Consider the following 21830-nt stretch of genomic DNA (forward strand, 5'->3'; position numbering starts at 1 on the left):
ACTCGATCAGGCGCGCCATCCATCGCCCACTTTGCAAAAGGGGGCGAGCGCCTTGCGCAGGCACGAAGTCAGATCACTATCGCGGCGCGGGGGATTCGCTTTCACGCAACACCAAGACCAAAAACAGCCTCAGCGTTCACGCACCAACCGGAACCCCACATCGTCATACCCGCGCCCCGCGCTCAGCGGACGCTGCGCGCTGCCGCTGCGCCATGACCCGCCACCGACCTGACGCTGTTGGCAGTTGCGGCCGCAATCGGCCGACCACATCGACAAGGCGCGGCCGCTGCTGCCTGGCATGCGCTGGGCTTCGTCGGCGGTCGGCAGGCGATAGCGGCGGCCGGTCTGCTGGCTGTACCACTGCGCATAGGCTTCGGCGTCGGCGATCGAAACGCACACCACCGGTTCGGCCTCGGTCTGATCGAAGCCCGGCGCGCGCCAGTCCTTGGGCGCGATCACCCGCAGCAGCGACACGCGTTCGCGGCACAGCGCCGGCGCGCGCTGATGGGCGCTGACGAAACGCGCGTACTCGCCGCGGCTGACCGGACGCGGGTTGAAGCTGACCGCGACGCTGGCGGCCGGCGCGACCGCGCTGGTGGCGACGCCGCGCGCGACCGGCGAGTCGCCGGCGATGCCGCGCGCCTGCGCGACCAGGCGGGTCGACACCGCGCGCGGCAAGCCGAATTCCTCGGCCAGGGCGATGACCTTGCCGGCATCGGCGCCATCGCCGCGGCGCGCGGCCTGTTCGAGCCGGGTCTGCAACGCCTGCGCGGCTTTCTCGCGCAGGCCGCGCTGCGCCGGCGAATCGGCGGTGCCGGTCTGCTGGCCCAGGGCGGTGGCGTTGACCAGATGCTCGCGCGCGCGCTGGTCGCGGCCTTCGCGCAGATCGCGCGCCATTTCCTCGGAGAACGCCTGGGTCAGTTCGTCGACCACCACCGCGACTTCCGGATTGGTGCTGTCCAGATGCCAGGCGGTGAGCAGGCTGTTGTAAGCGTTGGCGTCGGCCGGCGAGGCCAGCCGGCCTTGCGCGATGTAGCCGCGCGCGGCCTGCAGCGAATCCTGCAGCGGCGCCTGCGGCAGCGGCGCCATCATCGCCTGGGTCGGGTCTTCGCTGGCGCTCGGCGCGGCGGTCTTGTTGGCCGCGTCGGGCGCGACCCGGAAGAAGCCGTCCTGCTCGACCCGGTTCAAGGCGAAGGCGATGGTGACCACCGCGATCGCCAGCACCGCCAGCCCGGCCCACGCCGGCGTGGCCCAGCGCTTGAGCGGACGCAGCCGGCTGGCCATGCGGCCGAAGCCGCTCATCTGGCCGCGGTGTTTGATCTCGGCCAGCGCGGTGGCCATTTCGGCGGCGTCGTCGAAACGCTGATCGGGCTGCTTGGCCAGCGCGCGGTTCATGAAGCGCTGCCAGTGCTTGAGCGGCGGCGGCAGTTTCGGAATCGGGTTCTGCGCGTGCATCACCGCCATCGACAGCGCGTCGGGCGCTTCGAACGGCAGCCGGCCGGTCAGCATTTCCCAGCACAGCACGCCGAGGCTGTAGAGGTCGGCGCGGCCGTCGACTTCCTCGCCGCGCGCCTGCTCGGGCGCCATGTAGGCGGTGCTGCCCACGGCCAGGCCGGTCGCGGTCATGCGCGCGCCGAAGCCGCGCCGCAGGGCGATGCCGAAGTCGGCCAGCAATGGCCGCTCGGTGACGTCGAACAACACGTTCTCGGCCTTGACGTCGCGATGCACGACGCCGCGCGCATGCGCGTATTCCAAGGCCGACAGCAGCGGTTCGACGATCGCGATCACGTCGGTTTCGCCGCGCGCGAAGCCTTGCTCGATGCGCTTGCCCAGATGGCCGCGCGGCAGGAACGGCATGGCGTAGTAGGGCAGGCCGTCGCGGGTGCGGCCGACTTCGTGGATGCCGACCACATGCGGATGTTCCAGCCGCGCGATCGTGCGCACTTCGTTCTCGAAGCGGCGCCGGCTGACCTCGTCGGCCAGGGCGTGCGGCAGCATGATCTTGATCGCCACTTCGCGCCCAAGCGCGATCTGCTCGCCCAGGTAGACCGTGGACAAGCCGCCGTGGTTGATGATCTCGCGCAACCGATAGCCCGGAATTTCCGGCATCGGAACGCTATTGGCATCGTTTTGTGGTGTGAAAGTCGACATTCGCGGCCCCGTGTCGCGACTGCACAGCATACGCTGCCGCAGTGCCCGCGTGAGGCTTAGTGTGTCTTTTCTGTGCCTTTACTTACAAGTAGCGGCGCAGCCGGAGTTGCGAAATCGCGTCGGTCGCCATACCCGAACGGCGTGCAACGAATGGCGACCGGGGTCTCATTGCGCGACCCGGTCGCGTTTGCGCCGTACGTACAACTGCTTGCGGACCTTCGCCACGACCTCGCCGGAGGCGTCGACCACGTCGGTGTCGAACCAGCGCAGGTACTTGTCGCCGCCGGCGGTGGCCGCGCGCAATTCCTCCAGCACCGTGTAGTCCAGGTCGAACTGGGCGTGCACGGTGCCGCGGCCGGGTTTGACGAATTCGATCGCGCCGGCGCGGTCCCAGACGATGTAGTCGCGGCCCAGCGCGTTCATCGCCAGCAGCATCCAGAACGGATCGGTCATCGAGAACAGGCTGCCGCCGAAGTGGGTGCCGACGTAGTTGCGGTTCCAAGGCCGCATCCGCAGTTCGACCCGGGCATGGCGGTAATCGTCGGCGATCCGGACCACCCGGATGCCGGAAAACAGGAACGGCGGCCACAGGTTCAGGCCGAGTCGCAGGGTGTTGGCTTTCATGGGCGAGGCAGTGGCTAGGGCGGGCCTAGCCTGCCATACGGGTGCGTATAGTCAAGTCGCGGATGCCGAAGCGGCCGGTTCGGGCCGCCTCGGCCTGCCGGGCGAGCGGCCCGGCACGGCGCGGCTCAGAACAGCAGCGACGCCATCTTGCGGCGGTAGCGGCCGATCAGGTCTTCGTCGGCGACCACCCGGAACGCGTCGATCAGCGCCTTGCGCGGCAGGCCGTCCTGGTAGGCGCGGTCGCGCCGCAGCAGTTCGATGAACTGCTCCAGCCCGGCTTCGTCGCGGCCGGCGGCGATCTGGCGCGCGCCGAGCAGGTAGCGCGCCTGCAGGTCGTCGGGCTGGGCGGCGATGGCCGCTTCCAGGGTTTCGATCGGCGGCGCGTCGCGGGTCACGGCGAGGAAGTTCAGGCGCGAACGCGCGCGCAGGGTGCGGTCGTCGGTCGCCAGGTTGGCGGGCAGGGCGTCGAGCAACTGCTCGGACTCGGTGGCCGCGCCGGTGGCGAGCAGGGCCAGGGCCAGGTCGAGCTTGAGTTCGGACTTGTCGGGGTGCTCGGCGACTTCGTGACGCAGGCGCACGACCTCGGCGTGCAGGTCGACCGGCGGCGCTTCGACCGGCGCTTCTTCCTCGACCGCGGGCGCGGCCGGCTCGATGCCGTGATGCTTGAGGAATTCGCGCACCGCGCTTTCCGGCAGCGCTTCGGCGAAGCCGTCGACCAATTGCCCGTCCTTGACCAGGAACACGGTCGGGATCGAGCGGATCTGGAACGCGGCGCCCAGCTGCTGTTCGGCCTCGACGTCGACCTTGGCCAGTTCGAACGCGCCGTTGTAGTCGGCGGCGAGTTTTTCCAGGATCGGGCCGAGCGTCTTGCACGGTTGGCACCACTCGGCCCAGAAGTCGATCAGGACCGGCACCTGCAGAGATTTCTGCAGCACCTCTTCCTGGAATCGCTCGGTGGTGGCGTCGAATACGTGGGGCTTGGCGGGTGCGGTCATCGGCGGGCTCATGGTTCGTACGCGGGGGTTGCTCCCCGAGGTGGGGACGGTGCGCGCCGCAGGCAAGCGGATGAAGGCAAGCGCGGCGCGCGGCAGCGCACGCTAGCATGGCGCGATGAATCGCTCATCGACATCGCCCGCATCGACATCGTCTCCATCGACCGCGCCGCCGCGGACGCGCGCCGCGCGCTGGATCGCGGTGGCCGCCGGGCTGTGCTGCCTGGCGTCGCTGTACGGATTCGGCGCCGTCCTGGACGGTTATTCGCAGCGTCTGCATCCGCCGGGCCTGCTCGGCGCGCGCGGCATCGAACTCGCCGCGGCCTTCAATCTGCTCGGTTTCGCCCTGCCGGGGCTGGCGCTGGCCTGGGTCGGCTGGCGTCTGCGCGAACGTCTCGCCCAACGCAGCCGCGCGACCCGCATCGGCGCATGGATGTGGAGTGTGTCGGCCCTGGCCTGGGCGGCGCAGGGCGCGTTCGTGCTGGATCCGGCCAATCTCGACGCGCAATCCAGCCGCCTGCATGCGGCGATGTGGTTGCTGTGGGCGCTGGCCTTCGTCGCCGGCGCGTTGCTGGTGGGACTGGATGCGATCCGGCGACCGGGCGAACGCGGCCTTGCGTTGATCGCGTGGCTGGCGGCCGCGGCGATGGTGATCGTGCTCAGGGACGGCCAGTTCGGCCTGATGAGCGGGCCGGTCGCGCAGCGGCTGGCGTTGGGCGCGTGGCTGGTGGCCTATGTCGCGATGATGTGGCGCGAACGCGGGCAGCGGTGAGCGCGGGCCGTTCGTCGCGCGTGCGGCGGGCGATGTCTTCAGGTTGAGCGGCGTCGATCGGCTATCGGCCGACGCGCGCCGGATTGCCCGGCGCGCGTTCGAATCCTTATCGCGGAAATCCCGGATCGATGCGGCCGCTTCACTCCGGCGCGGGGCAGAACCGGGTCATGCACCACTGGCGTTCGCGCTGGCACAGGCTCAATTGCGCCGGCGTCTGCGCCGCGGCGCGGCAGGCGCTGTATTCGGCGGCGCATTCCAGGCATTGCGGCGGCAACGCGGCATAGGCCGGCGCGATCGAGGCCAGGCCGAAGCCGCTCAGGCCGGCGAGTACGGCGGTGAATACGAGGCTGGATGTCTTCATGGGTGGCGTTCCTTGCGGTGGGTGGGCGCCGCGACGTCGCGGCGTGATTTCAGCGGTCGATCAAGCCAGGCGTCTGCCGGCCGGCCCGGCTCGTCATGACGCCAGTGAATCGTCCGGAAGCCGGCAATGGCCGCGCTTGCACAGGCGGTATATCACGGCGCAATCCAACGGCCGGGCGGGATGGTCGAATTGGTTTTCCGGCCGCCATTGCGCGAACACGCCATCGCAGTCGCGGGCTTGGCTGGCCCGCAGCGCGGCGACGAAACCGAACCCGGCTGCGGCGATCGCGATGGACGTCGTGGAGCGCCGCAATGCGCTGCTTATCGAGGCTTGCCTGAGTCGAGCGGAGCGACCGGATCAAGAGCCGATGCCGCAACAAGGCCAGTCGTGATCGGCGCCAACCGCGGATCGGAATCCGCGGCGGCCTTGTTGCGGCAACGGCAAAACAGCGTGGGCGAATCAGAGGTTGTGGCCCGGTCACGCGGCGGTTTTCAGGCAGCGCTCGCAGCGATCGAAACCGTATTGGCACGACAGCTCGGCGGGTGCCGGCGGGGAAGTGAAGGCGACGGGCGCGCCGATCAACGTCCAGGATTTCATCGCGAACTCCCTTTCCAGGCGGCCGTGGACGGGCCTGTTGCGGTGGCGATCCACGTTTGCACAGCCGCGACGGCGGCGCTGTGACTTATGTCATTCCAGGGCCGTGACCTTCGTGACCGAGTTCACGGGCACGGCAATGCGCGCGCGATCTGCGCTGTCGGCGCCGTGAAATATGCGTTGGCGGCTGCGCCGAGCCTGCCTGCATCTCGCGAGGGCCTCACCGCGAATCGGCGCGCGACGATGCGCGCCGATTCGCGGCGCAAGCGATACAACGACGCGTTCGACACCGTGACCGATGCAACAGTGGCGCGGGCGCCAATCGGGCTGGCGATTCGCGCCGGCAAACCGCGCGTGGCCGACCGCAGTCGCATCCGTCGCCAGGCGCGGGTCATCGCAAAAAAACGACGCCCCGACCGCGACGCGGCCGGGGCGCGCGGACCGAATCCGCACGCGACCGCGCGCGGACCCGGCGAACGATGAGGTCAGAACGTCTGCTTGTAGACCTTGCCGTCCTTCATCACGAACTCGACCTTCATCACCGCGTTGATGTCCTCGACCGGATTGCCCGGCACCGCGACGATGTCGGCGCGCTTGCCGGTTTCGATCACGCCCTGGTCGTCGACGCCGAGCACTTCGGCGGCGCGGATCGTCGCCGCCTGCAAGGCCACCGCGGCCGGAATGCCGGCTTCGACCATGTACAGGAATTCGCGCGCGTTATCGCCGTGCGGGCCCACGCCCATGTCGGTGCCGAAACCGATCTTGACCCCGTTCTTGTAGGCCTTGGCCGCGGTGTCCTGGATCAGCGCGCCGATCCGCGCGGCCTTGGGCCGCACCACGTCGGGGAAATACCCGTCGATCTTGGCCTTGTCGGCGACGAAACGGCCGGCATAGATGGTCGGGATGTACCAGGTGCCTTTCTGCTTCATCAGCGACATGACCTCGTCGGTCATGTAGGTGCCGTGTTCGATCGAGGTCACCCCGCCGAGCACCGCGCGTTTCATGCCCTCGGTGCCGTGCGCGTGCGCGGCGACGCGATAGCCATAATCCCGCGCCGTATCCACGATCGCTTTCACTTCCTCCACCGTGAACTGCGGCGCGTCGCCGGACTTGGCGTACGACAGCACGCCGCCGGTGGCGGTGATCTTGATGACGTCGCTGCCCTCCTTGTAGCGCTGGCGCACGGCCTGGCGCGCGTCGTCGATCGAATTGATCACGCCGTCGGTCGGGCCGGGCGGGCCGATCAGATGCGACAGCGCGTCGTTGTAGCCGTTGGTGGGATCGGCGTGGCCGCCGGTGGTGGCGATCGACTTGCCGGCCGCCCAGATGCGCGGGCCTTCGACCAGGCCTTGATTGATCGCATCGCGCAGATGCGGACTGACCTCGCCGCCGAGATCGCGCACGCTGGTAAAACCCGCCTGCAAGGTCTTGTTGGCGTAACCGACCGCGCGGAAGGCGAAGTCCACTTCGTCCAGGCGGAAGCCTTCGGAATAGCTTTGCGGGCTCGATTGCGAACCCAGATGCACATGCAGGTCGGTCCAGCCCGGCGTGCAGGTGTGTTGCGACAGGTCGATGGCGCGCGCGCCCGGCGCCTCGGCGCGGCCGTCGAGCACCTGCTCGATCTTGCCGTCGCGCACGACCACCGTACGCGCGCCGAGCACCTTGCCACTGCGCGCGTCGAACAGTTTTCCGCATTGCAGCGCGAGCGGTTCGGCCGGGACGGCGGCGGCGAGGGCGGGCGCGGCGAACGCGCCGGCCGCGGCGGCGAGGGCGATCGATACAGCGGTGGCTAAGCGGGTCATGAGCGATTCCGGCAGGAGGGCGGGATCGAACCCGCGGTGGAGATCCGCCGCTGCGCGCGCGGCGAATCGCGATTTGCATTGGCCAGGGGAATCGCGCAACCATCCCCCGCGCGACCGTCGAAGCTTCTGGAGCATGCAATCGACCGTGGCGATGGGTCAACGTGACTAACGTACTAGGGGCGATTGTCCGGGTCGGCGCGGGTATCGCGCGAGATGGGCGCGGCGTCGTCGATGCTCATCGGCTCAGTGGGATTTCCCTTGGGCTCTGCCTTGATCCGAATCCGTCGCGCGATCCGAGTCTTTCAACACGGCCCTGAGCGAGTTCGGGGTCGAATCCCGAGCCTCATTCAATTCCAGGAGCGATACCCATGAAACGCATCAACATCCTGATCGCCGCCTTGTTCGCGTTGTCCAGCGCCAGCGCATTCGCCGAAGGCGACGATCAGCACGGCGGCCAAGGCCAGGGCGGCACCGATCGCAGCAACTTGCAGGCGCCGTTGATCTGTCGCACGGGTGAAAACGCGGTTCCGGTGCAGGGCGCGGACGGCAAGGTCGCGTGGAAGTGCTCGAGCCCGTCCGTACTGGCCCGGACGTACTTGCCGACCAGTTGTCGGGCCACCAACAGCATCGACTGGACCTGCCGCGGCGCTAATTCTTGAGCCCGCGGCCGCAGCGCCGCGGATGCGGGGCTGCGGCCGTGTTGCGGCGCGGCATGCAACGAGACGCTGCACATTGCTAGCGAGTACTGCGGTCGAAACCTTCGCGGCATGCAAGCCGATCGGGCGAGCATCAACCTGGCCAGACCACTGACTGCTTGCGGCGCTCAGGCCGCAGCCGGCCGTTAGCCGGCTCGAAGGTCGCGAGTTACAGCCAGTAACACCAGGCAGGAAAGGCTTCTATCGAACGCGGCCTGTATTGGTCGTCGCCGCGCGGTATTTCTCGGCAGCGAAAGCGGCACCTCATGGCATCGGTCGAGGATTTCCAATAGACGGGCTGCCAATCGTCGAGAGCATCGAACTGTTCGGAGCCGGCGGCGATCTCGTAGTCGGTCCGTACCGCGCACATGTATTGATCGAGGATGTTGGGGTGCGCCGTGGTCACATACATTGAGCGCCATTGCTCCGGATCTTCGGGATGGCCGAGCATTCCGCTTGCATCGATTTCGTAAACATCGTTGTATTCGTGCTCGATGAACCAATGCCATTGCGGTCGCGCGAATTGCTCCCACGCGTGGCCACCCGCGGCGGTGAGGCCATAGTAAGTGCCGCCGAAATTCGTCCGGGGCTTGCCCAGTTCGGCGCGGATCGTCGCCAGATCCCCAGGCAGCGCCTCGGTTTTTTCGTGGCAGCGCTGTAGCGCGATCCAGCCTCGCTCAGCGAGCTCGTGCAGGGTTTGCGCCAATTCGTCGAATCCCATGCCATGGCCTTGGCAATTGAGCGCCATGTCGATCGTGTTGACGTCCCAAGGCGGGCCTTCGGGCAGGGCGATGAGGGACAAGGGAAGTTTGAACCGGACTGCCTGGGTCAGCAGCCAGTATTCGCCACGAGTGAGGCGTACAGACATGGAGTCGAGGGCCGATGGCGGCCGGGTTGCGAATGCAATACTTCGAATGAAGCGATCGGGACGCTACGCCGGCTGCCCGGCGCGGTCAAGCGATGCGTGAACGGTCGACAGTAGCGATCCTGCGCCCCATGACCATACGCCAGGCAATGGGGAGTAACCCTGTCGTCAGCGTGGGCATGACGTGCGCCACGCATGCAAAGCGGCATCGGCCGATCACGTTTTCGCGACGACGTTAGCCGATTGTGGCCGTTCATCCGATTTGCGACGCTTGTCGCGGGCGAAAGGCTCGTGCAAGGTAGCGCTCGCCTGAGGCCGTACGGACCGGGACTTCAGGCGGTCAACGCAGCGCGAATCCGGTTCGCCAGCGCGAGTCGAACCCCAATGAACAAACTCCTTCTCCAGATCGCCGCGGCCGCCGTCGTGGTGGTGTCGTTTTCCGCATCGGCCGTCGACGTGCGGTCGGCGCCTGCGCCGAGCAACAGCGGCGGCGGGTTCCAGACCTTGCCCAAGAGCTGCCCGGCGGGCAAGACCGCACGCATCATCTATGACGAGAAAGGCACGCCGGTCGGCGTGGTCTGCGTCTAACGCGGCAGGTAGCTCCAGATTGGGCGAACCGTGAGGGTTCGCCTTTTTACATGGCGCTTGAAGACGAAGCCGCGGCATCCGCCGCGGCTTCGTCGCATCCCTGCGGGCGCGGTATCGATGCGCGCGACGGGCCGGGCCTATCGGTCGGTGTCGGTCCGCATAGCGCGCGCGGCGCGGCGCGCCGACTCAGGTCGTCGCCTCAGGCCGTAGTAAGCGCGCGATTGCCGTCGACCACGCGGTCGCGGCCTTCGCCCTTGGCGCGGTACAGCGCGGCGTCGGCGATCTGCAGCAGTTGCTGCGGGGTTTCGCGATCGTCCTGCGAGGTCGCCAGACCGATTGAGCAGGTCGCCGGGCCGAAGGTCTGGCGCAGGTGCAGGATCGTGGTCGAACCGATCGCCGCGCGGATCTGCTCGGCGCGCTTGAGCGCGGTGGCGGCATCGGTTTCGGGCAGCACGATGGTGAATTCCTCGCCGCCGTAGCGGCAGGCGATGTCTTCGTTGCGGACCAGGTCGTGCAGCACTTGCCCGACCCGCGCCAGCAGCGCGTCGCCGGCGGCGTGGCCGTGGGTGTCGTTGAAGCGCTTGAAGTGGTCGATGTCGAGCATCAGCACCGACAGCGGCAGTTTGCGGCGCTGGCAGCGCAGCAGTTCGCGCTGCAGGTTCTCTTCCAGATAGCGGCGGTTGAATAGGCCGGTCAGCGGATCGCGCAAGGACTGCACGCGCAGGGTTTCGCGCAGTTGCAGGTTGACGATGGCCTGGCTGAGTTGTTCGGCGATGGACTGGATCAGCAGCAGGTCGGCGTCCTGGGGCGGTTGCTCGCCGCTCAGGCACAGCAGGCCCAGCGAGGTGTTCTGCGCCATCAGCGGCACGCACAGGTTCCAGCGCGGGTCGTCGCCGCCGCGCGCCGGTTCCAGGTGATTGCAGCGCACCGCGCCGCGATCGCCCTGGACCTGCTGCAACTGGCCGCGGCGCAGCGCCCAGCAGTCGTTGGGATGGAGCAGGTCGGCGCTGACGATCTTTTCCTCGCCGAAGCGCGCGGCGGTTTCGGCCAGGTTCTGCGAGGCGCGCAGGATGTAGCAGCGTCCGCCGATGCTCGGGATCAGGTCGGCGATCAGGTGCGCGGTCATGTCCATCGCTTCGTGCAGGTTCTGGCAGCTCTGCAGCAGGCCGGCGTAATGGCTCAGGCTGCGGTGGCGCTCGGTCAGCAGATGGCGTTCGGACGCCGAGGCTTCCAGGTCGATCAGGGCCTGGCGGGTCTCGCGTTCCAGCTCGCGGCTGCGCCGGTTCTCGCGCCACAGGCTGTACATCAGCAGCGCCAGCAGGACCATCGCCAGGCCGATGCCGAGCACCACCAGCGCGGTCAGCAGGCTGGCGCGATGTTCGCTGCGGGCGTGGCGCGCGGCCAGCAGCGCGCGCTCGCGCTCGCGCATGACCTGGGCGAGCGCGGTCAGCTCGCGCATCTGCTCGTAGCCCTTGCTGGTCTGGGCGTCGATCCGCGCCTGCGCCGGGTCGCGGCTGTGCAGTTCGACCAGGCGGTCGATCTCGGTCAGGCGCGCGCGCACCTTGCGTTCGAGGTCGCGGGCGAGGTGGTTCTGCTGCGGGTTGTCGGCGGTCAGGGCGATCAGTCGGCCGGCGCTGCTGAGCGCGCCGGGGATGCTGGTCAGGTATTCGGCGTGCAGGGTCGAGCGGTCGGTGAGGCGGTAACCGCGGGCGCTGGATTCGACCGTGCGGGTCGCCGCCACGGTCGCTTCGATCTCGCCGAGCACCTGGTAGGAATGCTCGACCCACTGCGAACTGCTGGCGAATTCGCGCAGACCCCACACCGTGGCCACGCCGACGGCGGCCAGCAGCAGCGCCGACAGCAGGAACGCTGGCAGGCGGTAGGCGCGATAGGGCTGCGGGCGGGTGGGCTGAGACGGGAGCAAGGCGGGCTCGGGCGACGTTTCGGCGCAGGCATCATCCCATACGGTGGCCTGGCTGCCGCGGATTCGGCCGATAACGCACGCCGATGGGCTCAGTTAACGTGCCAGCCTGAGTGGTTACGGGGATTGTTCGATTCGACGACCGCGCCGCCGCGACCGATCGATCCAGGCCGTCGCGGCCCGAATGGCGGGCTTTTGTGCGCTGCGGTAGGCTTGCCGGTCCTGTCCTCTCGCCATTGCCCACCCGTGTCCGACGCCGCCCCCGCCCCGCACGACCCCAAGAACGAACACCACGGCTTCGATCCCAGCGCCCTGGAAGCCGCCGCCCAACGCTATTGGGACGCCACGCGCGCGTTCGAGGTGGACGAGCGCTCCGACAAGCCCAAGTACTACTGCCTGTCGATGCTGCCGTATCCGTCCGGCGCGCTGCACATGGGCCACGTGCGCAACTACACCATCGGCGACGTGATCAGCCGCTACAAGCGCATGACCGGGTTCAACGTGCTGCAGCCGATGGGCTGGGACGCGTTCGGCCTGCCGGCCGAGAACGCCGCGATCAAGAACAAGACCGCGCCGGCCAAGTGGACCTACGCCAACATCGCCCACATGAAGGCGCAGCTCAAGACCATGGGCTACGCGATCGACTGGTCGCGCGAATTCGCCACCTGCACGCCGGACTACTACGTCCACGAGCAGCGCATGTTCGTGCGGCTGATGAAGAAGGGCCTGGCCTATCGCAAGAACTCGGTGGTGAACTGGGATCCGATCGATCAGACCGTGCTGGCCAACGAGCAGGTCATCGACGGCCGCGGCTGGCGCACCGGCGCGTTGGTGGAGAAGCGCGAGATTCCGCAGTGGTTCCTCAAGATCACCGACTACGCGCAGGAACTGCTCGACGGCCTGGACACGCTGCCGGGCTGGCCCGAGGCGGTCAAGACGATGCAGCGCAACTGGATCGGCCGCAGCGAGGGCCTGGAGATCCGCTTCGACGTGCGCGACGAAGCCGGCAACCCGGTTGATCCGCTGACCGTGTTCACGACCCGTCCGGACACCTTGATGGGCGTGACCTACGTATCGATCGCCGCCGAACATCCGCTGGCCGCGCACGCCGCCAAGACCGACGCCGATCTGGCCGCGTTCATCGCCGAACTGCGCAAGGGCGGCGTGTCCGAAGCCGAACTGGAAACCCAGGAAAAGCGCGGCCGCGACACCGGCCTGCGCGCGATCCATCCGGTCACCGGCGAACAAGTGCCGGTGTTCGTCGCCAACTTCGTGCTGATGAACTACGGCACCGGCGCGGTCATGGCCGTGCCCGGCCACGATCAGCGCGACTGGGAATTCGCCAAGCGCTACCACCTGCCGATCAAGACCGTGATCGTGCCCGACGCGGTGCGCGATGCGCTGGCCGAGATCGGCCGCGACGTCGCCCGTCATCCCGACGCGATGAGCAGCGCGCTCGGCGGCGGCCCGTCGATCGACGTGTACGACACCGGCGCGGCGGTGCAGGTGGTCGAACAGTTCCAAAGCGCGATACAGGAACAGGGTCCGTGGACCGAGCGCGGCTGGCTGGTCAATTCCGGCGAGTACGACGGCATGGATTTCCAGCAGTCGCTCGACGCGCTGGCGACCCGCTTCGAAGCGCAAGGTCGCGGCAACCGCCGGGTCAACTACCGCCTGCGCGACTGGGGCGTGAGCCGTCAGCGTTATTGGGGTTGTCCGATCCCGGTGATCCTGTGCGCCAAGTGCGGCGACGTGCCGGTGCCGGAAGATCAGTTGCCGGTGGTGCTGCCGGAAGACGTCGAATTCAGCGGCGTCGCCTCGCCGATCAAGTCCGACCCGCAGTGGCGCAAGACCACCTGCCCGAGCTGCGGCGGCGATGCCGAGCGCGAGACCGACACCTTCGACACCTTCATGGAGTCGAGCTGGTACTACGCGCGCTACACCTCGCCGGGCGCGGCCGATCAGGTCGACGAGCGCGCCAAGTACTGGACGCCGGTCGACCAGTACATCGGCGGCATCGAGCACGCGATCTTGCATCTGATGTATTTCCGCTTCTATCACAAGCTCATGCGCGACCAGGGCCTGGTCAACAGCGACGAGCCGGCGACCAACCTGATGACGCAGGGCATGGTGATCGCCGATACCTTCTACCGCACGCAGGCCGATGGCCGGCCGGACTGGATCAATCCGGCCGATGTGGAGATCCAGCGCGACGAGCGCGGCCGCATCACCGGCGCGCTGCTCAAGGCCGATGGCCAGCCGGTGGAGATCGGCGGCACCGAGAAAATGTCGAAGTCGAAGAACAACGGCGTCGATCCGCAGCTGATGGTCGGCAAGTTCGGCGCCGACACGGTGCGCCTGTTCTCGATGTTCGCCGCGCCGCCGGACCAGTCGCTGGAATGGAACGAGGCCGGCGTGGAAGGCATGGCGCGGTTCCTGCGCCGGGTGTGGGTATCGGTGCACAAGCACGTCGCCGACGGCGCCGCGCCGGCGCTGGACCTGGCCTCGCTCGACGCCGCGCAGAAGACCCTGCGCCGCCAGCTGCACGAAGCGATCCAGAAGGTCGGCGACGATTACGGCCGCCGCCACAGCTTCAACACCGCGATCGCCGTGGTGATGGAGCTGCACAACCACCTGTCCAAGTTCGACGACCTCAGCGACAACGGTCGCGCGTTGCGTCAGGAAGTCCTGGCGTCGATCGTGCTGCTGCTCAACCCGATCACCCCGCACACCAGCCATGCGTTGTGGCAGGTGCTGGGCCATGCCGAGACCCTGATCGAAGACCTGCCGTTCCCGCAGGCCGACAAGTCCGCGCTGACCCGCGACACGGTGACCCTGGCGGTGCAGGTCAACGGCAAGCTGCGCGGCACGATCGAGGTTCCGGTCGGCATCGCCAAGGAGGACGCCGAGCGCCTGGCCCTGGCCGAGCCGAACGTGGTCAAGTTCATGGAAGGCCTGAGCGTGCGCAAGGTGATCGTGGTGCCGGGCAAGATCGTCAATATCGTCGCGTCGTAAGTTGCGCGGCGGGGCGGGGGACGGCGAAAAGCGAAAAGCGAAAAGCGAAAAGCGAAAAGCGAAAAGCGAAAAGCGAAAAGCGAATCCCCCCTCGGTCCCCCTTTTGCAAAGGGGGAAGACGAGCACGGGCTTTGCCGAGAGGTGAAGCGATTGAGGTAGTTGCAAAGCCAAGGCAGCAGTAGCGAAGCCCCGCGAGTTGCCGAGCGAGGCGTTGCGAAACGAAGCGGTGCTTTCAGCCCCGTCGGCACCGCCGCAACGGCCGCCACCCGACGCCATCACTCTCGCTTTCCCCTATGGAAAAGAATCGCTGTTGCTTTCCCCCCCTTTGGAAAAGCGGGGCAGGGGATTCGCTTTTGCCTCTGCCTTTGCCTCAGCCCTCCCAGCCCCACCAGCACCCAATTCCCCAAGCCGCCTCCATGACCCCCATCCTCTACTGCCACCCCGACTCCGGCTTCAGCTACAAAGTCGCGCTGGTCCTGCGCCTGCTCGGCATCGAATTCGAACAACGCCAGGTCAACATCCGCATCCCGCGCGACCAGCGCTCGCAGGAATTCCGCGACCTCGCCGTCCACGGCGAAATCCCGGTGCTGCGCATCGACGGCCTGGTGCTGTGCCAATCGAATGTGATCCTCGACTATCTCGCCGTGCGCGAAAGCCGCCTCGACGGTGCCGATCTCGAACATCGCCTGCACGTGCGCGAATGGCTGGCCTGGGAAGCCAACCGGATCAGCCTCAACCTCGCCCACTCGCGCTACGGCCGCCAGATCGGCCACTACGACCCGGCCGTGCTGGCCTGGTACGACCGCCGCTCGATCGCCGACCTCGACCGCCTGCAGGCGCAGCTGAGCCAGACCGCGTGGCTGGCCGGCGCCGCGCCGACCATCGCCGACGTCGCCTGCAGCGGTTACCTGCTGTACGCGATCGAGCCCTGGGCCGACGCGGCCGGTTTCCCGCGGCGGCTGTGGAGCGAACGCTGGCCGGCGGTCGATGCTTGGCTCGAACGCCTGCTCGCGTTGCCGGGCGCGCAATCGCCGCAGGCGCTGTTCGCCGGGCACGAGATTCGCTACTGAATCGAGCCGGATCGATCGCGCCGTGCATCAGAACCGCATCGCGCACACCACCCAGGCCCGCGCGGTTCAGCCTTGCTATTGATGCCCGCAGCCGCGTCGTCCAGACTTCGCCCCATGACGCCTCGCTCTCCCTTCCTGTTCAAAGCGGCTGCCCGCACGTCGCTTTTGGCCCTCGTGCTGGCTTTGTCGGCCTGTGGATTCCAGCTGCGCCAGGCCCTGACCCTGCCGCCCGACCTCGGTCCGGTGCGGGTGGTCTCGGCCGATCGCTACAGCCCGCTGGCCGAATCGCTGGCCCAGGCGCTGACCCGCGCCGGCGCGGTGCCGGCGCAGCCCGATTCCAGCGAGGTCGCGGTGCTCGACCTGATCTCCGAGCGCTGGGGCGACAGCCCGGCCGCGCTCGACGAACTTGGCCGCGTGCAGGAATACAGCCTGCGCTACGCGGTGGTGTTCGAACTGCGCAAGGCCGACGGCAAGGCGCTGGTGCCGCGCCAGACCATCGAACTGTCGCGCGACTACGTGTCCAACCCGACCAACGCCATCGGCACCGAGGGCGAGCGCGAAATCCTGATGCGCGAAATGCGCCGCGACATGAGCGCCGCGGTGCTGCGCCGGATCGGCGCGGTCAGCGAGCGGCGCTGAGCCGCCCGCGCCGCCGACCCTCGCGATGGAACTGACCCCCGAGCGCCTGCTCGGTCAACTCGACAACGAAGCGCTGCGGCCGGTCTATCTGATCGCCGGCCCCGAACCGTTGCGCGTGCTCGAAGCCGCCGACGCGGTGCGCGCCGCCGCGCGCAAGCAGGGCATCGCCGAACGCGAAATCTTCGAAGCCGAAGGCAACCAGCGCGAACCCGACTGGAACGCGATGTCGGCCTCGTTCCGCGCGCCCAGCCTGTTCGCCAGCCGGCGCCTGCTGGAACTGCGCCTGCCCAGCGGCAAGCCGGGCAAGGAAGGCGCCGAAGTCATCAGCGATTTCTGCGCCGATCCGCCGCACGACGTCAGCCTGCTGATCACCGCAGGCGACTGGAGCAAGCAGCACGGCGGCAAATGGAGCGAAGCGGTCGGCCGGATCGGCCACATCGCGGTCGCCTGGGCGATCAAGCCGCACGAACTGCCCGACTGGATCGAACGCCGCCTGCGCGCGCGCGGCCTGCGCGCCGACCGCGACGCGGTGCAGAGCCTGGCCGATCGGGTCGAGGGCAACCTGCTCGCCGCCGCGCAGGAAGTCGACAAGCTCGCCTTGCTGTCCGACGGCGAAACCCTGGACCTCGAACGCATGCAGGCGCTGGTCGCCGACGCCGCGCGCTTCGACGTGTTCCGCGTGCTCGACGCGGCCATGAACGGGCAGGGCGCGCAGGTCTCGCGCATGCTCGCCGGCTTGCGCGCCGAGGGCGAGGCGGTGCCGGCCCTGCTCGGCATGGTGGTGATGGAACTGCAGCGCACCGCCGCGCTGGCGCGGGTCAGCGCGCGCGGCGGCAATATCGCCTCGGAATTCAAGGCGCAGCGGATCTGGGATTCGAAGCAGCCGATGTACCGCCGCGCCCTGCAGCGTCACGACGCGCGGCGTTGGGAACTGCTGCTGGCCCAGGCCGGCCGGGTCGACCGCATGGCCAAGGGCCGCGAGGCCGGCGACGCCTGGGTCGCGCTGGAACGCCTGCTGCTGGCGGTCGCCGAGCCGCGCGCGCTGCGCCTGCTCAGCGTCTCGGCCGGCTGAGCCGGGACATGAGCCGGCGACACGGAGTCCGCGCATGAGCCTGCTGGTCTTCTACGGCGGCACCTTCGATCCGATCCACGACGGCCACCTGGCGATCGCCTGCGCCGCCCGCGACGCCCTGCGCGCGCGGGTGCGGCTGATGCCGGCCGCCGACCCGCCGCATCGCGCGCCGCCCGGCGCCAGCGCCGAGCACCGCGCGCGCATGCTCGATCTGGCCGTGGCCGGCGAACGCGACCTGGTCGTCGACCGCCGCGAGCTGGGTCGTGAAGGCCGCTCCTACACGGTCGAAACCCTGCGCGAGGTCCGCGCCGAGGTCGGCCCGGAGCAGCCGCTGGCCCTGCTGGTCGGCGCCGACAGCTTTCTCGACCTGCCGCAGTGGCGCGAATGGCAGGCGCTGTTCGATCTGGCCCATTTCGTCGTCGCCGAGCGCCCGGGCAGCCCGCTCGACCCGGCCCGCATAGAATTCGCAGCAGGCCGTGAGACGACCGACGTCGAGGCCCTGCGCGGCACCCCGGCCGGCCGGGTCTACCGCCTGCACCAGCCGCTGCACGCCGAATCGGCCAGCCAGGTGCGCTCGCTGATCGCCGCCGGGCAGGCCTGGCGCCAGTACGTCCCGGCGCCGGTGGCCGCCTACATCGAGCGCCACGGCCTGTACGGCGTCCCGGCCGTGCGCGGCGCGCCGGTATAGGCCTCCGGTATAATCCCGGCACACATTCCCGATAACGCAGAGCCGCATTCTCTTGACCAGCCAAGCCCAAGTCATCAAGACCCAGTTGCCGAACCCGCCGCCGCCGACCGAGCTGATCCTCAAGACGGTCCACGCCGCGGTCGAAGAACTCAAGGCCAAGGATGTCGTCGAGATCGACGTACGCGGCAAGAGCAGCGTTACCGACTACATGATCGTCGCGTCCGGCACCTCCACCCGCCACGTCAAGTCGATCGCCGACGAAGTGGTCAAGTTCGCCAAGAACCTCGACGTCATGCCGCTGGGCGTGGAAGGCGAGCGCGAAGCCGAATGGGTGCTGGTCGACCTCGGCGACGTCGTCGTCCACGTCATGCTGCCGCGCGTGCGCGAGTTCTACGCGCTCGAGCGCCTGTGGACGGTCGGCGACCAGCCGCCGCCGCCGGAAGGCTACGAAGGCAAGTTCGAGACCGACGACGAAGACCGCTTCTGATAGCGGCTACGAGCGGAACGTTTCGCAACGAATAACGACGGCGCCCACGGGCGCCGTCGTCGTTTCAAGCCCCGTCGATTCAAGCCCCGTCGATTCAAGCCCCTCTCCCGCAAGCGGGAGAGGGGTTGGGGTGAGGGGCTCTCACGATCGCCAGACAAAGAAAAAGGGCGCCCAAGGCGCCCTTTCTCGTCAACCGCAACCCGACCGAATCAGTTACGCGACTGAATCTTCGACAGCAAGCGCAGGAACTCGATATACAGCCACACCAAGGTGACCATCAGCCCGAACGCGCCGTACCACTCCATGTACTTCGGCGCGCCCTGCTCGACGCCGGTCTCGATGAAATCGAAGTCCAGCACCAGGTTAAGCGCAGCCACCACGACCACGAACAGGCTGAAACCGATCCCGATGATCCCCGACTGGTGGATATACGGCACCTGGATGTTGAAGAAGCTCAGCGCGAAGCTGACCAGATAGAGCAGGGCGATGCCGCCGGTGGCCGCGACCACCCCGAGCTTGAAGTTCTCGGTCGCCTTGATCAGGCCCGAACGGTAGGCGAACAGCAGCGCGAACAGGGTGCCGAAGGTCAGCATCACCGCCTGGATCACGATGCCCGGGAAGCGTGCCTCGAACAGCGAGGAGATCGCGCCGAGGAAGAAGCCCTCGACCAGCGCGTACAGCGGCGCCGTCACCGGCGACCAGGTCTTCTTGAAGGTGGTGACCAGGGCCAGCACCAGGCCGCCGATCGCGCCGCCCCAGATGTACGGACCGGCGCCGATCACGCCCTGCTCGGTGATCTGCACCTGGCTCCAGGCGAAGGCCGCGGTGAGCACGGTCAGCAGCAGCAGGAAACCGGTCTTGTTGACCGTGCCGTTCAGGGTCATCACCTGATCGCCGCCGCGCACGACCGCGCCGCTGCCCAGGTCGAGGAAAGTCGATTCCTTCAATGCGGGATTGCCGCTGCGCATCATGGTCTTGCTCCTTGAAAACGTACCGCGCACAGGCCGCGATACTTGAGAATGAATATCTACTTGGGGCCGAAGCATACACGGCGCAAGCGTCGCCGCGCCTGGGCGCAAGCGGCCGGCGCGCGAGCCGCCCGAATCGATCGCATCGGCCTCATTGACAGCGGCGAAAGCGCCCACCACACTATGCGGCCTTTCGCGGGGTTGGCGTGCCGCGGGAGTCCCGGCTTCGGGGTATAGCTCAGCCTGGTAGAGCGCCAGCTTTGGGAGCTGGATGTCGTGGGTTCGAATCCCTCTGCCCCGACCATCCGTCGAACAGGCCGAGCGTCAGTTAAGATTCTCCGACTGGCGCCCGTAGCTCAACCGGATAGAGCACCGGCCTTCTAAGCCGGTGGTTGCAGGTTCGATTCCTGCCGGGCGCGCCACGTCGTAAAGCGTTAAGATGTAGCTTGTAGATGCATATGGTGGATGTAGCTCAGTTGGTTAGAGCACCGGATTGTGATTCCGGGGGTCGCGGGTTCAAATCCCGTCTTCCACCCCAAATTTTAGTTGTGCGGCACCACGTAGTTCGGTTATAGTGTCGCTCCGGTTTTATCGGGCTGTTAGCTCAGTTGGTAGAGCAGTTGACTCTTAATCAATAGGTCCAAGGTTCGAATCCTTGACAGCCCACCAAATAAACAAGGACTTAGCGGAAACGCTAGGTCCTTTTTTATTGCCTCCTGACAATTCTCCTGACAATTAGGGCGTTTTTTGGCGGCTCGCGCCAGTTTGTCGATCGGATGGACTGGTGCAGGAACCAGCTTGATTTCGTCGTCGTAGATTGCGAACGACTGCTCCGTGGCGTGGCCCGACGCGTCCTTTTTCTCGGCGCGGGTGCCCTCGGTGTTGCTGATGCCGCGGCGCTTCAATCCATGCATCGCGAACGTGTCTTCCCTCTGCGATAACGCCGGCGACGACCGCCGCGGCCACTAGCCGCTTCCATGCCGAGTGCAGACTGGATCTCGCCAAGGGCGCGCCGTCTTCGCCGTACAGTAGCGGTCGATTCTCCGCACGCATCGGCGTCACGCCCTTCTTGGCGCTGATCAGCGCACTGCGTCGCGCCTGCAGCTCGGCAACAGCCGCGAGCAGGCGAGGGTTCCAGGCGGTGATGTTGGTCAAGCTGCCTTTCCGGCGCCTGTTCTGCAGCCCCTCCTTGAGGATGTCGGCGTCATTGAGATCGCAGACCTCAACGCCTCGCAGGCGGCAACTGAACGCGATTTCGGCCACCGCGGCGAGGTAAGGCGGTTGGCTGCCCTTGGAATGGGGCTTGAGCTGGCCGCGCTCGCGCGCGAAAGCGACAAGCGAGACGTACGCCTGGTCTTTCGGGAACTGCCGCTTCTTCCGCTCTTTGGTTTGCTTCACGCCGCGGCCGGGATTGTTTTGGCAGTGACCGTGGCGTATGCCCCAGGCGCACAAGCGCCGCAGGTACCGCAGCACGTGGTTCGCCTTGGACGAATATCAGCGCAACAACGCGCTCAAGAACTATGAGCAGGCATTGCTCGATCGCCGCGGCTACCTGATGGACAGCCTGGCCATGGCGATCCGCACCGGTGCCGACGTCGAGGCGGTGCAGGCGAAGATCCGCGCGTTCACTCAGACGAACCCCGAGATCGCCATCACCGCCAAATCGATCGAGCGGAGCCTTGGCGCCTGCGCGCGGTACAGCTCGCGCGCTGAGGGCGGCGTGGTGCTCAACGCCCGCCTAGCCGCGCGGGTACGCCAAGCCGTCGGCGACTAGTCGGGCCGAGCGGCCTGCCCTAAGGCTGCTTTGATTTGTCGGACTGCAGGGCCCAAGAGAGCTGTGCCGGACTCGTCACGACGGCCGTCATCGATGGCGTTAAGCGTTTGCGCCATCGTGCTAAGGCCGTAGTCGATGAGCTCCAGGTCTTCGGCCTCAAATTCCCAGAAAAGCTGGTCCAGGCTTTGCGGCTTACCCTTGGCGTACATTTCGGGCAGTTTCTCGATAGCCACGGTCGCAATCTGATGGAGTTCGATCAGTCCCGCAAGGCGATCCGGAGGCAAATTCACGAGCACGTCTTGAACGCTGGCCCAGTGGGCCACGGCGTTTTTCGCCATGACAATGCTGATTTTTACAGCATCGGGCAGGGTCTTCTGCTGAAACAGCGCGAGTTCATAGGGCAGAAGTTTCGGCGCAGGCTCTTCGATCGGAAGCTTGTCGGCGATCTGATCCATCGTCGCCTCAGTTCCGGCGCCTGTTGCCAATTGTCTGACGAATACGATGTTTTCGTAGAGCGGTTGGAAGATGGGAATGTAGATTCTCTCGAGCTGAGCTTGTTTCACGCGCATCTGGTAAATCCACAGCCCGAAGGCTCCGATGACTGCTAGCACGGTAGACGATAGTGCCGCGACTACCGCCGCCGTGTTGGTCTCGAATGGGCGGAGCCAGGGCTGGTTGAGCAGCAGCATGAAAAGGCAGCCGGCGGCGGCGCCCGCGAGCGCTGTGAGGACGTATTTCAAGGCGATCTCCTT

At 67.2% G+C, this 21830-nt stretch carries 22 protein-coding genes and 4 tRNA genes; 16 read left to right on the forward strand and 10 right to left on the reverse strand.

Annotated elements, in window-relative coordinates:
* Positions 1 to 129: 129 nt before the first annotated feature.
* The 3 genes from IEQ11_RS08045 to trxA form a co-directional block, all read right to left on the reverse strand.
* Positions 130 to 2109: a bifunctional serine/threonine-protein kinase/formylglycine-generating enzyme family protein gene (locus IEQ11_RS08045; protein ID WP_057921207.1), complete on the reverse strand. Its 1980-nt coding sequence runs from the start codon at positions 2107 to 2109 to the stop codon at positions 130 to 132.
* Between the two features lie 207 nt (positions 2110 to 2316).
* Positions 2317 to 2775: a DUF4442 domain-containing protein gene (locus IEQ11_RS08050; protein ID WP_191821877.1), complete on the reverse strand. Its 459-nt coding sequence runs from the start codon at positions 2773 to 2775 to the stop codon at positions 2317 to 2319.
* A 125-nt stretch (positions 2776 to 2900) separates the two neighbouring features.
* A complete protein-coding gene (gene trxA / locus IEQ11_RS08055) occupies positions 2901 to 3770 on the reverse strand; it encodes a thioredoxin (protein ID WP_046658903.1) in 870 nt (289 codons plus the stop codon).
* Between the two features lie 115 nt (positions 3771 to 3885).
* On the opposite strand from trxA, the gene IEQ11_RS08060 reads away from it, so the two are divergent.
* Entirely contained in the window at positions 3886 to 4539 is a 654-nt protein-coding gene (locus IEQ11_RS08060; protein ID WP_191821878.1) for a DUF998 domain-containing protein, read from the forward strand.
* Between the two features lie 139 nt (positions 4540 to 4678).
* Here IEQ11_RS08060 and IEQ11_RS08065 read toward each other — a convergent pair whose 3' ends face one another.
* On the reverse strand, positions 4679 to 4900 hold the full coding sequence (locus tag IEQ11_RS08065) for a hypothetical protein (RefSeq protein ID WP_057921209.1): 222 nt from the start codon (positions 4898 to 4900) through the stop codon (positions 4679 to 4681).
* A 126-nt stretch (positions 4901 to 5026) separates the two neighbouring features.
* Between IEQ11_RS08065 and IEQ11_RS08070 the strand changes: the two genes are divergently transcribed.
* Entirely contained in the window at positions 5027 to 5581 is a 555-nt protein-coding gene (locus IEQ11_RS08070) for a hypothetical protein (RefSeq protein WP_191821879.1), read from the forward strand.
* Positions 5582 to 5584: 3 nt separating this feature from the next.
* The gene (locus IEQ11_RS08075; protein ID WP_191821880.1) at positions 5585 to 5977 is read left to right on the forward strand and encodes a hypothetical protein; all 393 of its coding nucleotides are present in this window, start codon (positions 5585 to 5587) and stop codon (positions 5975 to 5977) included.
* 2 nt (positions 5978 to 5979) lie between these two features.
* On the opposite strand, the gene IEQ11_RS08080 is transcribed toward IEQ11_RS08075, so the two are convergent.
* Entirely contained in the window at positions 5980 to 7296 is a 1317-nt protein-coding gene (locus IEQ11_RS08080; protein WP_191821881.1) for a metal-dependent hydrolase family protein, read from the reverse strand.
* Between the two features lie 368 nt (positions 7297 to 7664).
* On the opposite strand from IEQ11_RS08080, the gene IEQ11_RS08085 reads away from it, so the two are divergent.
* The gene (locus tag IEQ11_RS08085; protein ID WP_191821882.1) at positions 7665 to 7955 is read left to right on the forward strand and encodes a hypothetical protein; all 291 of its coding nucleotides are present in this window, start codon (positions 7665 to 7667) and stop codon (positions 7953 to 7955) included.
* A 205-nt stretch (positions 7956 to 8160) separates the two neighbouring features.
* Here IEQ11_RS08085 and IEQ11_RS08090 read toward each other — a convergent pair whose 3' ends face one another.
* Entirely contained in the window at positions 8161 to 8859 is a 699-nt protein-coding gene (locus IEQ11_RS08090) for a hypothetical protein (protein WP_191821883.1), read from the reverse strand.
* Between the two features lie 381 nt (positions 8860 to 9240).
* Here IEQ11_RS08090 and IEQ11_RS08095 point away from each other — a divergent pair, with 381 nt between their 5' ends.
* Positions 9241 to 9444 carry a hypothetical protein gene (locus IEQ11_RS08095; protein WP_046656106.1) on the forward strand — a complete coding sequence of 68 codons (204 nt, stop codon included), beginning with the start codon at positions 9241 to 9243 and terminating at the stop codon, positions 9442 to 9444.
* A 199-nt stretch (positions 9445 to 9643) separates the two neighbouring features.
* Here IEQ11_RS08095 and IEQ11_RS08100 read toward each other — a convergent pair whose 3' ends face one another.
* Positions 9644 to 11368, reverse strand: coding sequence for a sensor domain-containing diguanylate cyclase (locus tag IEQ11_RS08100; protein WP_191821884.1), 1725 nt, complete (start codon positions 11366 to 11368; stop codon positions 9644 to 9646).
* Positions 11369 to 11677: 309 nt separating this feature from the next.
* Here IEQ11_RS08100 and leuS point away from each other — a divergent pair, with 309 nt between their 5' ends.
* The 6 genes from leuS to rsfS all read left to right on the forward strand — a co-directional run bounded on the left by leuS (position 11678) and on the right by rsfS (position 18336).
* The gene (leuS, locus tag IEQ11_RS08105; RefSeq protein WP_228464637.1) at positions 11678 to 14380 is read left to right on the forward strand and encodes a leucine--tRNA ligase; all 2703 of its coding nucleotides are present in this window, start codon (positions 11678 to 11680) and stop codon (positions 14378 to 14380) included.
* Positions 14381 to 14796: 416 nt separating this feature from the next.
* Positions 14797 to 15450, forward strand: coding sequence for a glutathione S-transferase family protein (locus IEQ11_RS08110; protein ID WP_191821886.1), 654 nt, complete (start codon positions 14797 to 14799; stop codon positions 15448 to 15450).
* A gap of 174 nt (positions 15451 to 15624) precedes the next feature.
* Positions 15625 to 16089, forward strand: coding sequence for an LPS-assembly lipoprotein LptE (locus IEQ11_RS08115; RefSeq protein ID WP_232526338.1), 465 nt, complete (start codon positions 15625 to 15627; stop codon positions 16087 to 16089).
* Between the two features lie 25 nt (positions 16090 to 16114).
* On the forward strand, positions 16115 to 17161 hold the full coding sequence (holA, locus tag IEQ11_RS08120) for a DNA polymerase III subunit delta (RefSeq protein WP_036109881.1): 1047 nt from the start codon (positions 16115 to 16117) through the stop codon (positions 17159 to 17161).
* A gap of 34 nt (positions 17162 to 17195) precedes the next feature.
* Positions 17196 to 17849, forward strand: a complete 654-nt coding sequence (gene nadD / locus IEQ11_RS08125; protein WP_191821887.1) for a nicotinate-nucleotide adenylyltransferase — start codon at positions 17196 to 17198, stop codon at positions 17847 to 17849.
* Positions 17850 to 17901: 52 nt separating this feature from the next.
* Complete coding sequence (gene rsfS / locus IEQ11_RS08130) at positions 17902 to 18336, forward strand: ribosome silencing factor (protein ID WP_036109887.1); 435 nt, start codon at positions 17902 to 17904, stop codon at positions 18334 to 18336.
* A gap of 209 nt (positions 18337 to 18545) precedes the next feature.
* On the opposite strand, the gene IEQ11_RS08135 is transcribed toward rsfS, so the two are convergent.
* Positions 18546 to 19307 (reverse strand): Bax inhibitor-1/YccA family protein, encoded by a 762-nt coding sequence (locus IEQ11_RS08135; protein WP_157753884.1) that lies wholly within the window; start codon positions 19305 to 19307, stop codon positions 18546 to 18548.
* A 224-nt stretch (positions 19308 to 19531) separates the two neighbouring features.
* On the opposite strand from IEQ11_RS08135, the gene IEQ11_RS08140 reads away from it, so the two are divergent.
* From IEQ11_RS08140 to IEQ11_RS08155, 4 genes are all read left to right on the forward strand, one after another.
* Positions 19532 to 19608 (forward strand) — tRNA-Pro (locus IEQ11_RS08140).
* A 41-nt stretch (positions 19609 to 19649) separates the two neighbouring features.
* A tRNA-Arg gene (locus IEQ11_RS08145) sits at positions 19650 to 19726 on the forward strand.
* A gap of 39 nt (positions 19727 to 19765) precedes the next feature.
* A tRNA-His gene (locus IEQ11_RS08150) sits at positions 19766 to 19842 on the forward strand.
* Positions 19843 to 19897: 55 nt separating this feature from the next.
* Positions 19898 to 19973 (forward strand) — tRNA-Lys (locus tag IEQ11_RS08155).
* 66 nt (positions 19974 to 20039) lie between these two features.
* On the opposite strand, the gene IEQ11_RS08160 is transcribed toward IEQ11_RS08155, so the two are convergent.
* On the reverse strand, positions 20040 to 20777 hold the full coding sequence (locus IEQ11_RS08160; RefSeq protein ID WP_191821888.1) for a hypothetical protein: 738 nt from the start codon (positions 20775 to 20777) through the stop codon (positions 20040 to 20042).
* Between the two features lie 10 nt (positions 20778 to 20787).
* Here IEQ11_RS08160 and IEQ11_RS08165 point away from each other — a divergent pair, with 10 nt between their 5' ends.
* Positions 20788 to 21078, forward strand: a complete 291-nt coding sequence (locus IEQ11_RS08165; RefSeq protein WP_191821889.1) for a hypothetical protein — start codon at positions 20788 to 20790, stop codon at positions 21076 to 21078.
* On the opposite strand, the gene IEQ11_RS08170 is transcribed toward IEQ11_RS08165, so the two are convergent.
* Positions 21075 to 21818, reverse strand: a complete 744-nt coding sequence (locus IEQ11_RS08170) for a hypothetical protein (protein ID WP_191821890.1) — start codon at positions 21816 to 21818, stop codon at positions 21075 to 21077. The genes IEQ11_RS08165 and IEQ11_RS08170 overlap by 4 nt on opposite strands.
* Positions 21819 to 21830 lie beyond the last annotated feature (12 nt).

The sequence above is a fragment of the Lysobacter capsici genome, assembly GCF_014779555.2.
Taxonomy (GTDB): domain Bacteria; phylum Pseudomonadota; class Gammaproteobacteria; order Xanthomonadales; family Xanthomonadaceae; genus Lysobacter; species Lysobacter capsici.

Coding starts and splice junctions, on each gene's coding strand:
- nadD (WP_191821887.1), top strand. CDS start 17,196: ATGAGCCTGCTGGTCTTCTACGGCGGCACCTTCGATCCGATCCACGAC.
- IEQ11_RS08045 (WP_057921207.1), bottom strand. CDS start 2,109: ATGCCGGAAATTCCGGGCTATCGGTTGCGCGAGATCATCAACCACGGC.
- IEQ11_RS08095 (WP_046656106.1), top strand. CDS start 9,241: ATGAACAAACTCCTTCTCCAGATCGCCGCGGCCGCCGTCGTGGTGGTG.
- IEQ11_RS08080 (WP_191821881.1), bottom strand. CDS start 7,296: ATGACCCGCTTAGCCACCGCTGTATCGATCGCCCTCGCCGCCGCGGCC.
- IEQ11_RS08110 (WP_191821886.1), top strand. CDS start 14,797: ATGACCCCCATCCTCTACTGCCACCCCGACTCCGGCTTCAGCTACAAA.
- holA (WP_036109881.1), top strand. CDS start 16,115: ATGGAACTGACCCCCGAGCGCCTGCTCGGTCAACTCGACAACGAAGCG.
- IEQ11_RS08085 (WP_191821882.1), top strand. CDS start 7,665: ATGAAACGCATCAACATCCTGATCGCCGCCTTGTTCGCGTTGTCCAGC.
- IEQ11_RS08050 (WP_191821877.1), bottom strand. CDS start 2,775: ATGAAAGCCAACACCCTGCGACTCGGCCTGAACCTGTGGCCGCCGTTC.
- trxA (WP_046658903.1), bottom strand. CDS start 3,770: ATGACCGCACCCGCCAAGCCCCACGTATTCGACGCCACCACCGAGCGA.
- IEQ11_RS08075 (WP_191821880.1), top strand. CDS start 5,585: ATGTCATTCCAGGGCCGTGACCTTCGTGACCGAGTTCACGGGCACGGC.
- IEQ11_RS08135 (WP_157753884.1), bottom strand. CDS start 19,307: ATGATGCGCAGCGGCAATCCCGCATTGAAGGAATCGACTTTCCTCGAC.
- IEQ11_RS08060 (WP_191821878.1), top strand. CDS start 3,886: ATGAATCGCTCATCGACATCGCCCGCATCGACATCGTCTCCATCGACC.
- IEQ11_RS08070 (WP_191821879.1), top strand. CDS start 5,027: ATGGCCGCGCTTGCACAGGCGGTATATCACGGCGCAATCCAACGGCCG.
- IEQ11_RS08090 (WP_191821883.1), bottom strand. CDS start 8,859: ATGTCTGTACGCCTCACTCGTGGCGAATACTGGCTGCTGACCCAGGCA.
- IEQ11_RS08065 (WP_057921209.1), bottom strand. CDS start 4,900: ATGAAGACATCCAGCCTCGTATTCACCGCCGTACTCGCCGGCCTGAGC.